13 protein-coding genes are annotated in these 14527 nt (G+C 58.1%); 6 read left to right on the forward strand and 7 right to left on the reverse strand.

Translation table 11 applies throughout. The annotated features are described in order from the left end of the window. Positions 1 to 22: 22 nt before the first annotated feature. From PHW69_01055 to PHW69_01075, 5 genes are read right to left on the reverse strand one after another with little or no spacing between them, the layout of a single operon-like run. Entirely contained in the window at positions 23 to 1384 is a 1362-nt protein-coding gene (locus PHW69_01055; protein MDD4003774.1) for a trypsin-like peptidase domain-containing protein, read from the reverse strand. Positions 1385 to 1418: 34 nt separating this feature from the next. Further along, positions 1419 to 2549 (reverse strand): zinc dependent phospholipase C family protein, encoded by a 1131-nt coding sequence (locus tag PHW69_01060; protein MDD4003775.1) that lies wholly within the window; start codon positions 2547 to 2549, stop codon positions 1419 to 1421. Positions 2550 to 2551: 2 nt separating this feature from the next. Continuing rightward, positions 2552 to 3532 carry a UDP-N-acetylmuramate dehydrogenase gene (murB, locus tag PHW69_01065; protein MDD4003776.1) on the reverse strand — a complete coding sequence of 327 codons (981 nt, stop codon included), beginning with the start codon at positions 3530 to 3532 and terminating at the stop codon, positions 2552 to 2554. Between the two features lie 50 nt (positions 3533 to 3582). Next, complete coding sequence (gene rocD, locus PHW69_01070) at positions 3583 to 4797, reverse strand: ornithine--oxo-acid transaminase (GenBank protein ID MDD4003777.1); 1215 nt, start codon at positions 4795 to 4797, stop codon at positions 3583 to 3585. Between the two features lie 28 nt (positions 4798 to 4825). Continuing rightward, entirely contained in the window at positions 4826 to 5602 is a 777-nt protein-coding gene (locus tag PHW69_01075) for a hypothetical protein (GenBank protein MDD4003778.1), read from the reverse strand. Positions 5603 to 5653: 51 nt separating this feature from the next. On the opposite strand from PHW69_01075, the gene PHW69_01080 reads away from it, so the two are divergent. The 3 genes from PHW69_01080 to PHW69_01090 are packed head-to-tail and all read left to right on the forward strand — an operon-like array spanning position 5654 to position 7112. Beyond that, complete coding sequence (locus PHW69_01080) at positions 5654 to 6091, forward strand: late competence development ComFB family protein (protein MDD4003779.1); 438 nt, start codon at positions 5654 to 5656, stop codon at positions 6089 to 6091. 13 nt (positions 6092 to 6104) lie between these two features. Continuing rightward, entirely contained in the window at positions 6105 to 6488 is a 384-nt protein-coding gene (locus tag PHW69_01085; protein MDD4003780.1) for a response regulator, read from the forward strand. 6 nt (positions 6489 to 6494) lie between these two features. Further along, the gene (locus PHW69_01090) at positions 6495 to 7112 is read left to right on the forward strand and encodes a chemotaxis protein CheC (protein MDD4003781.1); all 618 of its coding nucleotides are present in this window, start codon (positions 6495 to 6497) and stop codon (positions 7110 to 7112) included. Positions 7113 to 7302: 190 nt separating this feature from the next. On the opposite strand, the gene PHW69_01095 is transcribed toward PHW69_01090, so the two are convergent. After that, entirely contained in the window at positions 7303 to 9009 is a 1707-nt protein-coding gene (locus PHW69_01095) for a GspE/PulE family protein (GenBank protein ID MDD4003782.1), read from the reverse strand. A gap of 3 nt (positions 9010 to 9012) precedes the next feature. After that, positions 9013 to 11385, reverse strand: coding sequence for a PAS domain S-box protein (locus tag PHW69_01100; protein ID MDD4003783.1), 2373 nt, complete (start codon positions 11383 to 11385; stop codon positions 9013 to 9015). Positions 11386 to 11472: 87 nt separating this feature from the next. On the opposite strand from PHW69_01100, the gene PHW69_01105 reads away from it, so the two are divergent. From PHW69_01105 to PHW69_01115, 3 genes are read left to right on the forward strand one after another with little or no spacing between them, the layout of a single operon-like run. Continuing rightward, on the forward strand, positions 11473 to 12195 hold the full coding sequence (locus PHW69_01105) for a TlpA disulfide reductase family protein (GenBank protein ID MDD4003784.1): 723 nt from the start codon (positions 11473 to 11475) through the stop codon (positions 12193 to 12195). Between the two features lie 12 nt (positions 12196 to 12207). Further along, the gene (locus tag PHW69_01110; protein MDD4003785.1) at positions 12208 to 12723 is read left to right on the forward strand and encodes a TIGR03546 family protein; all 516 of its coding nucleotides are present in this window, start codon (positions 12208 to 12210) and stop codon (positions 12721 to 12723) included. Next, positions 12723 to 14525 carry a TIGR03545 family protein gene (locus PHW69_01115; GenBank protein MDD4003786.1) on the forward strand — a complete coding sequence of 601 codons (1803 nt, stop codon included), beginning with the start codon at positions 12723 to 12725 and terminating at the stop codon, positions 14523 to 14525. The genes PHW69_01110 and PHW69_01115 overlap by 1 nt, the downstream gene beginning before the upstream one ends. Positions 14526 to 14527 lie beyond the last annotated feature (2 nt).

Raw genomic sequence — 14527 nt, forward strand, 5'->3', positions numbered from 1 at the left:
GTTTTATCCTGACCCGCAGAAGTTATTTAACCTGCACGCTTATGAACATCGGCACGCCGCCGCGGGTCACGTCGAACACCACGCCGTCGGCAAGGTCGAGTTTGCCGCAGGCGCGCTTGAGCTCGGCGACCGTGCGGGTTTTCGTGTTGTTGATACTGTTTATGATGTCGCCGCGCTGAATGTAGCCGGCGAGCGGCGAGCCGGTTTCAAAACCGGTTACGGTCACTCCGTTTTGCGCGGCGGAAAAAATCAGCCCTTTCCAGCGGTACTCTTCGGGCGTGGAGCCTGCTTCCGGCGCGTAAGCCTGCGCCGCCATGCCCGGCGCCTTGCCGAGCGTCAGCGTCAGCTTCAGCTGCCGGTTGCCGCGCACTATCGTGACCGCCAGCGGCATTCCGGGCTTGCGTTTCGCGATCAGCTCAACTACCTGGGTGGGCGACTGTACCGGCATGTCGTCGCACGCTATTATCAGGTCGCCCCGGCGCAGGCCGCTTTTTTCCGCCGGAGAACCCGCCACGACCGAGTCAACCAGCGCGCCCAATCCGGCGTGCAGGCCCAGCTGCGTAACCAGCACCCGGTTCAGCGGGATAAGCCGCACGCCTGCCCAGCCGGGCGAGGTGTTGCCGCCCTGTTTGAGATCAGGCAGCACTTTAAGCACTTCGGTGGACGGAATGGCGAAGCCTATGCCCGCGAATCCGCCTGACGGCGTGAAAATGGCCGAGTTTATGCCTATCACCTCGCCGTTGATATTTAAAAGCGGGCCGCCCGAGTTGCCCTGATTGATGGCCGCGTCGGTCTGGATAATGTTGTCGTATTTCCGCTCGCCTATCATGATGCTCTGGCGCAGCGCCGAGATAACGCCTACCGTGACGGTCTGTGCCAGCCCGAACGGCGAGCCGATCGCTATGGTCCAGTGTCCCGCCCTGCTTTCGATTTGGGAGGCCAGAGTCAGAAACTGGAGCGGACCGTCCGGCTTGATTTTCAGAAGCGCGACATCAAGGGCGGCGTCCACTCCCGTTACCGCGGCGGTATATTTCCGTTCGCTTCCGTCGGGCAGCGTGCGGATGACTTCAAGCGAGTCGGCGTCCTCCACGACGTGCGCGTTCGTGATGATATAGCCGTCCGAAGAAATTATGAAACCGGAACCCATGCCCAGCTGCACCCGCTGCTGGGTCGCGCCGGCCGGCATTCCGTAGAAGAAGAACTGGGGCACCAGCGCGTTGCGCATGTTGCGGATACTGACGACGGCGGGCTTGCTTTTGTCCGCCACGGCGGAGAAAGTGTCCTGCAGTTCTTCCGCCGCGCCGGCTGCGTGCGCGGGCTGCGGCTGCACGCACGCCGCGAGCGCGGCTGACAGGAATATGCGGGTAATGCAATTGATTTTCATGAATCGCCTCCGGTATACGTTGCGGGAGCTGCCGCTATTTGTTTTTCTGCGGTTTGGCCGGTTGTTTGCGCCGGGGCGCGCGGACGGGACGCGCGGGCGCCGCGCCGTGTTTCGTTTCAGGTTCGGGCGCGTCGTCAGTCTGGGCGGGCGCGGCAGCGGTCTGCGCGCAATCCGCCTGCGCCGCCGGCAGTTCCTGCGCCGTCGCCAGCATGGCTTCTATATCGCGCGAAAGATCGAAATGGCTCATCCGCTGTTTTTCAACCGCGGCGGCCTCTTTTTGCAGAACGGAGCCGGAATCGTCGTCTATTATATCGCCGCCGGTCTGCAGCGCACGGGAAAAATTGTCCAGCGCGGCATTGATGAGCGTGACGGAGCGCTGGCGCAGCTCGGTTACGCCGGCCGTGCATTCTTCGCCTGTTACCGGGTTTTTATACATGACCGGGGAATCGAAAAACGGGCTGTCAAAGTGCTTCACTTTCGGATAACAGAGCCCGCGCACCGATTTGAAAGCGTTGATCGCGGCGGTGTTGATGAAATTTACAATGCTTACGCAATAGCGGTTCTGCGCCAGGTAGACGATTTTTGCGTGCGCGCGCAATGCCGTTTCGGCATGGCTTGCCGTGATGCCGTTGCCGTAAAACCGCGCCGCCAGCTCGTAAAACGGCTTGTTGTCCATTTCTTTGTCGCGCAGGAGCGCGAGCAGCGAACCGTGATTGGGCAGCCGGACGCTGCCGTAAAAGTACAGGTCCAGAAAAGTTTCAAGTGTCCGGTGCCGGGCGGCGGCGTCGCCCGCTATCGCGGGATCGAGGCTGCCGGAATCGCCGGAAAAATAATGGATGAACGGGTGAAAAATACCGTCTATGGCGATATGCGTTACCGCGCCGGCCAGAAACGCCATAGCGGGCGGCGTGAACAGTTCCCCGTAACGCGGCGCAGGCGCGCGGAACGGGCCGGTTATGTCCTCCACATGCAGGTTGCGCGCCGCGGCTTCATATCCGGCCGACCGGGGCATGAAAACCGGATAGAACATGCTGTCGTGCGCTATCGCGCCCAGCAGGTACATGTTGGGATATTCGACTATTATCTCGGAAATCCGGTCTTTTGCCGTCCAGCGGGCCCGGCGCACCTGTTCCGCGATGGTCCAGTGTGTGAATTCCTTTGGCATGATTACGCTCCTTGCTGCGGTCCGCCCGGCAGCACGATCTGTTCCAGTTCAAGCCTGATACCGTGTTTTTCAAGCACTTCCGCGCGTACCCGGCGGATCAGTTCCATGACATCAGTTGCCGTCGCGCCGCCCGTGTTTACAATAAAGCCGGCGTGCTTGTCCGACACCTGCGCGGCGCCGACCCTGAGTCCTTTCAGGCCTGCCTGGTCAATAAGCCGGGACGCGAAATCTCCGTCCGGGCGTTTGAAGACGCTGCCTGCGGACGGCAGCTCAAGCGGCTGTCTGGCTGCGCGGCCCGCCAAAATCCGCGCGCGGACCGCGCTTAGCGCAGCCGCATCTCCGGGTACAAGTTCCCATTCGCAGCCGGTGATGACAAAGCCTTCCAGCCCCGATACCCGGCGATAGCCGCAAATCAGTTCTTTTTTTAAAAAAACGCGTTCGGTTTCGCCGTCGGTGCTGACGGCGGATACTGAATGAAGCGAATCAAAAGTTTCCGCGCCGTGCGCGCCAGCGTTCATAAACGCCGCGCCGCCGGCACTGCCGGGAATGCCGGAAAGTTTTTCCAGCCCGCCCAGCCCCGCGGCGACCGCGCGGCGCGCAAGCCAGTCAAGCGGCGCGCCCGCGCCCGCCCGCAGGCGGGCGCCCGTTACGGAAACAGCGTAAAGCCCGCCGACGCTGCCGGCAGCCGGTTCCGGGTCCGGTTTCCACGGGGCGGCGCGTCCGGACGCGCCGCCAAGAGAACAGACCAGGCCTTCAAGTCCGGCGTCGCTCACCAGCACATTCGTCCCCGCGCCCAGCAGAGTGAGCGGAATACCGCGTTTTGCGGCGAAAGCCAGCATGGCGCGCAATTGCCGCGCGTCGGCCGGCAGCGCCAGCATTTCCGCCGGCCCGCCTATGCGGTAAGACGTGTAATCCGTCAGCGGCGCGTTGGCCAGCGCCGAGCCGTTAAACAGCGATAAAAAATCAGCTTTCCAGTTTGTCATGCGAAAGAAACGGCGGGGCGGAAAATTTCTCCGCCCCGCCGGAGGTGAAACTACAGGGTGGTCAGCACTTCGGAGATTTTCACGATGGCGTCATCAAGCTCTTTGCGGCTGATGATCAGCGGCGGCGCGAACCGGATCACGTTCGCGTGGGTTTCCTTGCACAGGAGTCCGCGCTTCATCAGCGCTTCGCAGAATCTGCGCGCGCCGCCCGCTTCGGGAAACAGTTCCAGCCCGATGAACAGGCCTTTGCCGCGCACTTCCTTGATGTGTCTGGATTTGATTTCCTGCAATCTCTTCAGAAAATACGCGCCCAGCTCGGCCGATTTCTCGACAAGTTTTTCATCCACAAGCGTTTTCAGCGCCGCCCGCGATACCGCGCAGGCCAGCGGATTGCCGCCGAACGTGCTGCCATGATCGCCGGGGTTGAACACGCCCAGCACTTCTTTTGAGCTGGCGACCGCAGAAATCGGCATTACTCCTCCGCCCAGCGCCTTGCCCATCACCACCATGTCGGGCCGCGCGTTTTCGTGCTCCCAGCAGAAGAGTTTGCCGGTTCTGCCGAACCCGGTCTGGATCTCGTCGCAGATGAACAGCACGCGGTTCTTTTTGCAGATTTCCGCCGCTTTTTTCAGGAATCCCGCTTCCGGCATGATAATGCCCGCTTCGCCCTGGATCGGCTCGACTATGAACGCCACGGTGTTTTTGCCGACCGCGTTTTCAAGGGCCTGCGCGTCGCCGTACCCGATGATGACGAAACCGGGCGTGAACGGGCCGAACCCGTCACGGTACTGGGCTTCTGTTGACATGGCGCAAATCGTCACCGTTCTGCCGTGAAAGTTATCCGCGCAGACGATGATTTCAGCCTTGTCGGCCTCCACGCCTTTCACTTTGTAGCCCCATTTGCGGGCGGCCTTGACCGCGGTTTCCACCGCTTCCGCGCCGGAGTTCATGGGCAGGGCTTTTTCATAGCCGGTAAGCTCGCACAGCTCCTTTAGCCAGGGGCCCAGCTGATCGTTTTCAAACGCGCGTGAAGTGAGCGTGACTTTGTCGGCCTGCGTTTTCAGCGCCTCGATTATTTTCGGGTGCCGGTGCCCGTGGTTGAGCGCGGAATACGCGCTTAACATGTCAATGTAGCGGTTGCCCTCGGGGTCTTCGACCCAGATGCCTTCCGCTTTTGTGATTACGATCGGGAGCGGATGGTAGTTGTGCGCTCCGTATTTGTCTGACATTTCCAGAATGGCGTTGCCCTTCACTGCTGTTGTCATAGTTGTTAACGCTCCTTATTTGTATTTCCTAAAATCTTGCGCCCAGCCCGGCCGTGAAGCCGTTGTTGCCGTGCAGCCAGCAATAACCGCCATAGATATAGGTGAGCGGAAAAGGCGTGATGTTCACGCCCGCGCTGAGCCGGGGTTTGGTTACGGTGACCGAATCGCCTGCCGCAACGGGCAGGCCCCAGCTGGATGGCACCTGCGCGGTCAGTTTCGTGCGGTCTATGCCTATGCCGATGAACGGTTTGACGAACGGGAGGTCAAAAGTGGCGGAAACCGACGCCGAGAGGTGATTAAGGTCCAATGAATCGTTTTTGAATTTGTCATAGAATATCCCGGCCATTATATCAGGCAGGAACTTGGCCAGTGTGTGTTTCATCACTCCGTAGCGCAGGCCGCCTCCGATAAGCGTATTGCCGGAATAACCAACCCCGCGCACGCAGGCTTCGAAATCGAACGGCAGGCCGATTGTGGCCTGCACCATGGGCACGGCGAACGTTTTTATCGAGGCGCTTTCCAGAATCGTGTCGCCTTTGCCGGGCGAGAACTGTCCGTTGACGGTAACACCCACGTCAAAGCCCGGAAAGCCGACCGCCGAACCGGTATGGAAATCGGACAGGCCAATCAGGCCTCCGAAATCCGCCGCGAACGGTTCCATCGCGTCTTTGGTCAGATTGTTCCTGAAATCATCGGCTATTGAGGCTTTTGCCGGCGCGGCCAGAACTGCGCTCAAGGCGATGGTCGTCATAATTACCAAGGTTTTTTTCATCAATGCGGTTTCCCCTTTAATCTGAAGTTTCATTACAGTTATATTAACATAAATGCCCATTTCAAAAAAGAGCGGCAGACCGGGATGACCGCACTTGAAAAATGCGCCTGCGAATTTTGCCGGGGTGCTGCATTTATTGCTATAATTAACGCAGTTGCCGCTAACAATGCCGCGATTGGGGCGTTGCCGGAGAGTTTTCCTGGCGGGGGGAAAAGCGGCGTTTTGCGCAGCGAGGGTATTGCCAGTATGAGCGAACGACGGCGCTTTCACAATTATATGGAAAATCTGGTGGAGGAAGAGTTGGAGCAGATTCTTTCCGAAAATCCGGATTTTTGTCGTTGCCGGCGGTGTGTAACCGATGTTATGGTGCTCGCGCTCAACCGTTTGCCGGCTAAATACGCCAGCACTCCGAAAGGTAATATATACGTTAAGCTCAGCACGATGGATCCGCAGCTTGAAACGGACGTGGTGCGCGAGCTTACTATTGCAATTGGAAAAGTTGCAAAAAATCCTCGGCATTAAAAAGGGAAAACACATGGCAAGGATTCTGATAGTAGATGACGCTCTGTTTATCCGCAATATCCTTAAAGAAATCGCGCTCCGCGAGGGTTTTGAAGTCGCGGGAGAGGCGGAAAATGGCCGTGAAGCAGTAGACAAATACCGGCAGCTCAGGCCGGACGTCGTCACTATGGACATAGTGATGCCCGACGTGGGCGGGATTGACGGCGGCATTACGGCTTTGCGTGAAATTCTTAAACTGGATCCCAAGGCCAGGGTTATTATGGTGTCGGCCATCGGGCAGCATACTTTTGTCACCGAGGCGATTAAAGAGGGCGCCAAAGACTTCATTGTCAAACCTTTTCAGCAGAAAAAAGTGGTTGACGCTTTGCGTAAAATTTCCGAAGATTCCGCGGAATAAACAACGATGCCTGACTGCGACGTCAACTACGATTTCATCAACTATAGAAAAATTGATCTTTTGCGCGAGATAGGGACTATCGGGTCCGGCCGCGCCGCCACCGCTTTCGGCAGGATGATCAGGCACCAGATCGGACTGGCGGTGCCTGAAGTCCGGCTGTACCCGCCGGAAAAACTGCGCGATATCCTCCGCCATCACGGCAGCTATTATGTGCTTGAGGCGGATACGAAAGGCGATATAACCGGCCGGCAGTTTCTGCTTGTTCCCAGCGAGGAGGCCGAAAAGCTGGGCAGGATAATTCTTACGCAGTTTGCCGGGATTTCCGAGCATAATCTGGAAATGTTCAGGTCGGCGCTGGTGGAAACCGCCAATATCCTGCTCAGTTCCTACGCCAACGCCGTCAGCATGGTGACGGGTTTTACCGCTATTGTGGGCGTGCCGCGGCTGCATGAGGCGGAAACCGTCGGCTGCTGCGACGTTATCCTCGCCAAGACGGATGCCGCGTTCATTTATGTGCAGAGTGTGCTGATCGCCAAGCAGCTGAGCGCGGAGTTTTATCTGTTTTTCGTGCCGGACCAGGCATCGCTGATAAAAATATTCGACAAACTTGCGCCGGATACCTGAACCTTTTTTCCATAATTTTCCGATACACAACGCCGCCAGCTGCGCCGCGGCGTTTTTTTGCGGGATCGCACGCGAACCGCCGCCGGAGGCGGGCGCGCCGGCTGGACGGATGTCTTGGAGAAAAAGAAAGCCCCCCGGCTGAAACCGGGGGGGCTTTCAGAGTGCGGTCCGCGCAACTGAGAAGCTTCGGTTATTCGGCGGCGGCCAGAGTAAGCACTTCTTCAAGGCTGGTGACACCTTCGCGCACTTTATCCAGCCCCACGTCAAAAAGAAATCTGTTGCCCTGTTTTTTTGCGGCGGCCTGCAGTTCCGGCAACGCCGCGCCGGTCTGGATAAGCGTGCCGATTTCCGGCGTAATATAAATTACTTCATACAGGCCCACCCGGCCTTTGTAACCGAGGCCGTTGCACTGTTCGCAGCCGACGTGGGTATAAAGCGTGTCCGCTTCGCTGAACCCGTATTTGGTGATCAGTTCCGGCGTTGGCGAATAGGACTGTTTGCAGTTGGGGCACAGTCTTCTTATAAGGCGCTGCGCCTCCACGACGCGCAGCGTGGCGGAGAGCAGGAACGGTTCCACGCCCATATCCTTGAGACGGCTGACCGCCGACAGCGCGTCGTTCGTGTGCAGCGTTGACAGCACCAGATGGCCCGTAAGCGCGGCGCGCAGGCAGATTTCCGCCGTTTCGGCGTCGCGGGTTTCACCCAGCATGATGATGTCGGGGTCTTGCCGCAGGAAGCTCCGCAGCGCGGTCGAAAAAGTCAGCCCCACCTGCGGTTTCACCTGCACCTGATTGATGCCGTGGAACTTGTATTCCACGGGATCTTCCACCGTCATGATGTTTTTTTCCGGCGAGTTCAAGAGCATCAGACCGGTATAAAGCGTGGTGGATTTGCCCGAACCGGTCGGGCCCGTCACATATACCAGCCCGTTGGGCGCTTTCAGCCCGCGGATGAAATCGTCCAGCTGCCGTTTCGCGAAGCCCAGCGCCGAGAAATCCAGCGGGATTTTGGCTTTGTTCAGAATACGCATGACCATCTTTTCGCCGTACACCGTCGGGCAGGTTGAAACGCGGACGTCAATTTTATTGTCGTTATAGCGCATCGTGAACGAACCGTCGAGCGGAATCCTTTTCTCGGCTATATCGAGCTTGCTTAAAATCTTGATGCGGGAAATGAGCGGCACGAAAAGGCTTTTCGGCGGCGGCGGCACTTCGCTCAGAATGCCGTCCACGCGGAACCGGATGCGGATTTCCTCCGCGTACGGTTCGACGTGAATATCGCTCGCCCGCTGCTGAAGCGATGTTTCAAGCATCTTGTTTACGAACAGCACGACCTGCGTTTCGCGCGTGGCGGGGATGGGTTTGTTCAGGTCGAGCACATCCTCCTCTTCCTCCTCGTTCACGGCTGATCCGCCGATAAGGCCGCTGGCGAGTTCCTTGACTTCGTCGCGCGCGCCGTACAGCGCGTTCAGGCCTTCCTGAATAACCGACATCGTGCTTATCACAAGCGAAACCCTGAGCCCGGTATACAGGTATATTTCCTGCACGATGAATATTTCCGACGGGTTGAGCACAACGACTTTCAAGGTGTCGTCGGTCCGCTCCAGCGGCACGACCTTGTTGGCGCGGGCGAACCGTTCGGGCAGCAGGCGCGCGAGTTCGTAGGCGTTCTCGACGTATTTCGTCACTTCTTCGCCGGTAAGATAGGGCAGCTTGAAATAATCGCAGTAGCCGCGCGCAATGTCCTCCTCCGTGGCGGCCTGCTGGGCGACAAGCGTTTCTTCTATGGAAGTGTTGCTTTTTACCTGCTCGGCTATGATTTTGGCTACGCTCTTCTCGTCCAGAACATTGCGGCTGATCAGAATGTCGAGTATCAGGGATTTCTCTTCCAGTGGCATAGTTTACGGTGTGCCTGTGGCGCAGGGAAACGTGAGGCGGATCGTGGTGCCCTGGCCCTCAACGCTGGACAGCTGGATGTCGCCGCCGTGATTGTTCACTATTGATTTGGATACGGAAAGGCCCAGGCCTGTTCCCATTACCGCGTCCCGGCTGGAGGGTAACGGCTGCCCGCCCTGTTCGGCGATCGCGCGATCGTAGATCTTTGTGGTGAAAAAAGGCTCAAAAACACGCGGCATGTTTTCTTTCTTTATGCCGGACCCGGTGTCGGATATTTCTATGGCACAGCGCGTGTGGCAGGTATTTTTATCGTCCGACACGGCGTATGACCGCACGGTTATTTTCCCGCTTTTTTCTTTCGGTATGGCGTGGCACGAGTTTGTGAACAGGTTGACCAGAACCTGCATTATCTGGTTGGTGTCCACTTTTATCAGAAGGCCTTTGGTAAATTCGGTTATGAACGTGACATTCTGTTTTTCCATCAGCGGAATGTTGCTCCAGGCGTCTTCCACAAGCCGTTCGGGCGGCATAACGGTGCGGCGCGCGTCAGTGGGGCGCGCGAATTTCAGCAGGTTTTTCACGATAATGTCGGCCCGCAGCGCGGCGTCTTTCACTTTCGTGAGGGTCAGCACGATATCGAAATCGGAATCTTTGGGGCAAAGCTCGGGATACGAAAATTCAAGCAGCAGCCGGTTAAGCAGGCGCACGAAATTCATTTCGGAAGGCAACAGTTCCTGCGGCGGCAGTTTCCGGAATTCGGAGGAGCCCTTTACCATATCCGTGATTTCGGCGGGAATCTTGCTCTGGCCCTGCAGCGGCTCCCAGCGCTCATAAAGCCGGAAATCTTCCAGCGCGCCGTTCAGCGCGGCGATCGGGTCAGCGCCCGGGGCGACAGGCCCGGCAAGCCCGTCGGCCGCAAGCTGGCGGAAAAGCGCTTCGGCTCCGCCATTTTCAAATTCATGCGCCCGGAAACCCGGCTCGACCAGATTGCGCATCAGCAGATAATCCGCTCCGCCTATGATAATGCTCAGCGGATTTTTTATTTCATGCGCTATCCCTGATGAAAAACGGCCCAGCGCCGCCAGTTTCTCGCTCTGTATGAGCTTGTCATGCGCGCTTTTTATTTCGTTGTAGGCGCCGCGCAGTTCGTCCTGCGCCTTGCGCCGCTCCTCAATCTCGATCTGCAGAAACCGGTTTGTTTTTTCAAGATCCTGATGCTGGTCCACCACCTTTTCCTCCAGCATCTCTTTGGCCTTGCGCAGTTCCGTTTCCGCGGCTTTAAGCCGGGTGATGTCGTTACCGACGCACAGCACTTCGTACTCGCCCGCGTTGTTCCTGATCGCGCGCAGCGTCCAGGAAATCCAGGCCTGTTTCCCGCCCTGGCGCGTATTGACATCTTCAACCGAGCTGTAGGTGTCGGGCCTGGCGATAACATTGCGCAGCAGGCTCATAAGCGGCGAGCCCGGCGCGGTGATCAGGCCCGCCATGTTTTTGCCCGATATGGACTGCGCGCTGAACCCGAAAAATTTCTGGGCGAACTCGTTAAAAAAGTAAACCGTTCCGTCGGCTGAGGCGCGCAGGATTATGCTGCTGGCGTTTTCGACCAGTATGCGGTATTTTTCTTCGCTTTCGGCAAGCGCGCGCTGGGCGCGCTTGGTTTCGGTGACGTCCCACATGACCAGCACCGCGCCCGATACTCCGGTCGGCGACATGATCGGCGTCGCGCGCGCTCCCACGGCGGTGATGCCGGTTCCGTTGAATTTGTCCAGAGTTATGTCGAAAGGCGCTTTTACCGGCCCGAAAGTCTGCATGGCTTTGAAAACCGGATTGGGCAGGATGCTCCTGTCGTGTTCGTTGCGGAAAACGCAGACCAGATCAATCCGTTTGCCCACGCAGTCCGTTTTCGGCGCGGACAGCAGCGAACTCGCCGCGTCGTTCATGAACCAGATGGTGCCGGAGGAGTCGCATACTATGACGGCGTCGCCTATGCTTTGCAATGCGGCCGACCGCCAGGCCTCGTTGCGGAAGCTCTGCACCAGCGACATGGCGTTAGCCAGCCCCGCGCGCAGCATCTCGGGGGTGAAGCCGGCTGGCAGAACGGAAAGCGGATTGTCTTTGTCATGCGGTGCGGTCTGCTTGCTGGATATGGCCAGTATTCGCCCGCCATAACCTTCGCAGTATTCTTTCAAGTCCTGAAATTCCGGGATGTTATGATCAACGATAATGATATCGGGCAGGAATTCCTTTGCCGCGAGCAGCGTGTCTTCCCGGCCCGGTTCCATGGTCGAGATTACGGCGCCCAGCTGTCTTACCGTGCTAATGGCAAGATCCGCCGTGGTGCCGGACAGAAGAATGAAAACCTTTTTCCCGAAAATCATAGGATTATCAAAATATATTATATATATTTTGCACTTTGCAAACAGCCCCTCTGGACAGCCTGTCCGCAATATAAGATAATTCTGTATATGAAACAGATCAGACTGGTTGCCGGACTTTGGGTTTGCGCGGTATCCCTTTTTCTGCTGTCCGCGTGCGGATCAGGCGGAGAGGAAACTGAAAAACCCGTGCCTGCCAAAACCGGGGTTGGCGGAGCGGGCCAGTCCGCCGGGCAGGAAACCCCGCCCGCTGCGGCGGCGCCGGTCAGTCTGGCCGGGGCCGGTTCGAAAGTCAAGGCGGAACAGGTTCCGGCTGCTGAAACAGCCGGCAAAAAAACGGCTGACCGTCCTTATATAAAGAGAGATACCTATTTCAGGCTGCCGTCGCATGAAAAAGGAAAAACCGTAGATCTGGCCGATATGCAGGACGAACCCGTGCTGATCGCGTTTATAACCACGCGCTGTCCGTACTGCCGTGTCGCGATGAAGGCGCTTAACACCATGCATGACAAATATAACGGGCAGGGCCTGCATGTGGTGACCGTCGCTTTCGAGCCTTCGCCGGAGCGGATGGCCGGTTTCGTGCAGTCGAACGGAGTAAAGTTTTCCGCCGCGCTGGGTGATGAGGATGTCGGCGCGCGCTACACAATACGCGGCGTGCCCCAGCTTTATCTGCTGGACCGGGATCACAAGGTGGTTACCATGTGGATGGGCTACAGCCCGGAATATGACAAGGATATAGCGGGCCTTGTGGAAGAAGTGCTGGCGGAGAAACCGTCCGCCGGGGCTGTTGAATCCGCCGGGAACAGATAACAGGGGCTGTTGATGACTCCGCTGGGAATATTAAGGAAACTGGTGCAGGGCCTGACGCAGAATTCCTCGCCTTCCGAAGTGGCGCTCGGCGCCGCTTTCGGCGTGGTGATAGGCATGGTGCCCAAAGCCAATCTTACCGCGCAGCTGCTTCTGGTGCTGCTTATGCTGCTGCGCACGAATGCGGCGGTCGGGCTGGCGGTGGCGGCGGCCGTAAGCGCGCTGGGCGCGGTTTATGATCCGCTGGCGAACATTGTCGGTTACGCGCTGCTTGTCAAAGCCACGGCGCTGGCCGGGTTCTGGACCGCGCTGTATAACGCGCCGTTTGTGCCGTGGACGGCTTTTAACAATACAATTGTGCTGGGCAATCTTGTGCTGGGCATAATGGTTTTTGTTCCCGCCTATCTGTCCGCAAGACGGGCGGCGGTTTATTACCATGAAAAACTGGCGGAAAAGGTCAGGCAGTCGCGGCTGGTGCGCTACCTGCGCCGCAGCTGGGCAGTGGACTGGTATTTCAGGACGGGGAACTGATGCGCTGGAAATATTTGTTGCCGAGGCTGGGCATACTGGTTCTGATCTGGGCGGCCTGTCTGTTCGGGACAGACCCGGCGTTGCGCTGGGGTTTGACAAAAGCGGCCCAGTCGGCGGCTGGCGCCAAAGCCGAGATAGCGAAAGTCAGGACGAAATTCTTCCCGCCGTCCCTTTCGGTTCACTCCGTGACGGTGGGTGACAAAAACGAACCGTTTAAAAATATTTTCGAATTCGAGCGGCTGGAACTGTCGTTTCAGGGCCGCCCTCTGCTGGAAAAGAAATTTATCATTACCGAAGCCGGACTGACCGGGCTGAAGTTCGGCACCGTCCGTAAAACTTCCTGTGCGCTGCCAAAAGCAAGGGAAAGCGGTTTCATGTCGCGCAAAATGGCGGAAGTCGCCGGTGCGGGCAAGGAATTTTCGCTCAGGCGGCTTTCCGAGCTTAAAGCCGGCGGAATGGATCTCGCGCAGGTGAAATTTGACGCGCTAAAAACTCCGGCGCTCGCCGCCGCGCTTAAAGCAGGACTGGAGGCCGACACCGCGCTATGGCGGGACAAATTCAAAGCGGCGGATTTCCCCGCCGGTTTGCAGGCGCTGGCTGACCGGGCAAAAAGTTTGAATGATATAAAGGATCCGATAAAGAAAGTGACGGAAGGCGCGGCTATCATAAAGGAAGCCGGCCGCCTCAGGGATGAGGCGGAGCGGATGGGGCGCGCCGCCGAGGAGACAGTTGCGGCGGCGAACGCGTCAGTCCGGCAGCTTGACGCGGCCAGAAAAGCCGATATCGAAACGGTAATGGCGGGCATGAAAGTCCCGTCGCTTGACAGCCATGCGATTACCGACTATCTGCTGGGCCCGGCCGTGACCGGGAAAGTGGATACCGTTCTGAACTGGTACGGCGCGACGCGGAAATATATGCCGGAAAACACCGCCCGGGCGGATAATGCGGCCCGTGTTGGAACCGGTTCCGTGATTGAGTTCCCGAAAGAGAAAAATTATCCGTCATTCGCGATAGAAAAACTCTATATTACCGGCGAAATCAAACCCGCGGAACGCGCGGCTTTTAAATTTTACGGCGAGGCCGATGGCATAACCAGCCAGCCCGCGCTTTACGGCAAGCCTGCCCATTTGACTGCGCGCGGGACGAGCGGCCCGCGCAGTCTTGCCGTGTCCGCCACGTTTGACAGAACGGCCCGGCCGGGAACGGACAGCGGGTCGGTGCAGCTGTCCGGGTTCCCGCTCGCGGAAATCAAGGCGGGCTCGCCGTCGGAAATAGAAATCACGGCTGGCGGCGGCACAGTGTCGGCAACCGGCGCGGCGACGGTAACCGGCGGAGTGCTTGACTCAACTCTTGCGGTTCGTGTGGAAGGCGTGAGCCTTACGGCCGACATGCAGGCAGATTCCACTACTCTCGAGATCGTGCGCGCCGCGTTAAAAACCGCGCTGGCGAACATGAAAACTCTGGAAGTGAAAGTGCGGCTTGCGGGCGAATGGGACAGGCCGGCTATTGCGATCGAGTCCAATCTGTCTGACGAAATTTCCAAAGGCCTTAACCAGTTTGTCGGCAGGGAAATTGACAAATACAGGCAGCAGGCCGCGGCGGAAGTGGATAAGCTGCAGGCGCAGGCGCGCGCGGAGCTGGTCAGGCAGATCGCGCAGCTTCAGACACAGTCGGATTCGCAGCTGGAACAGGTTCGCAGAGGCTCCGCGTCCATTATTGCGGACCTCAATGCCAGAGCCGGCGGGACGGTTCTGCCAGGCGTCAGCCTGCCAAAGATTAAACTTCCTAAAATTTCTTTCTGAAA

It is taken from the genome of Elusimicrobiaceae bacterium, assembly GCA_028700325.1.
Lineage (GTDB): Bacteria > Elusimicrobiota > Elusimicrobia > Elusimicrobiales > Elusimicrobiaceae > JAQVSV01.

Coding starts and splice junctions, on each gene's coding strand:
- PHW69_01115 (MDD4003786.1), top strand. CDS start 12,723: ATGCGCTGGAAATATTTGTTGCCGAGGCTGGGCATACTGGTTCTGATC.
- PHW69_01060 (MDD4003775.1), bottom strand. CDS start 2,549: ATGCCAAAGGAATTCACACACTGGACCATCGCGGAACAGGTGCGCCGG.
- PHW69_01080 (MDD4003779.1), top strand. CDS start 5,654: ATGACCGCACTTGAAAAATGCGCCTGCGAATTTTGCCGGGGTGCTGCA.
- PHW69_01085 (MDD4003780.1), top strand. CDS start 6,105: ATGGCAAGGATTCTGATAGTAGATGACGCTCTGTTTATCCGCAATATC.
- murB (MDD4003776.1), bottom strand. CDS start 3,532: ATGACAAACTGGAAAGCTGATTTTTTATCGCTGTTTAACGGCTCGGCG.
- PHW69_01055 (MDD4003774.1), bottom strand. CDS start 1,384: ATGAAAATCAATTGCATTACCCGCATATTCCTGTCAGCCGCGCTCGCG.
- PHW69_01110 (MDD4003785.1), top strand. CDS start 12,208: ATGACTCCGCTGGGAATATTAAGGAAACTGGTGCAGGGCCTGACGCAG.
- rocD (MDD4003777.1), bottom strand. CDS start 4,797: ATGACAACAGCAGTGAAGGGCAACGCCATTCTGGAAATGTCAGACAAA.
- PHW69_01090 (MDD4003781.1), top strand. CDS start 6,495: ATGCCTGACTGCGACGTCAACTACGATTTCATCAACTATAGAAAAATT.
- PHW69_01075 (MDD4003778.1), bottom strand. CDS start 5,602: ATGAAACTTCAGATTAAAGGGGAAACCGCATTGATGAAAAAAACCTTG.
- PHW69_01105 (MDD4003784.1), top strand. CDS start 11,473: ATGAAACAGATCAGACTGGTTGCCGGACTTTGGGTTTGCGCGGTATCC.
- PHW69_01100 (MDD4003783.1), bottom strand. CDS start 11,385: ATGATTTTCGGGAAAAAGGTTTTCATTCTTCTGTCCGGCACCACGGCG.
- PHW69_01095 (MDD4003782.1), bottom strand. CDS start 9,009: ATGCCACTGGAAGAGAAATCCCTGATACTCGACATTCTGATCAGCCGC.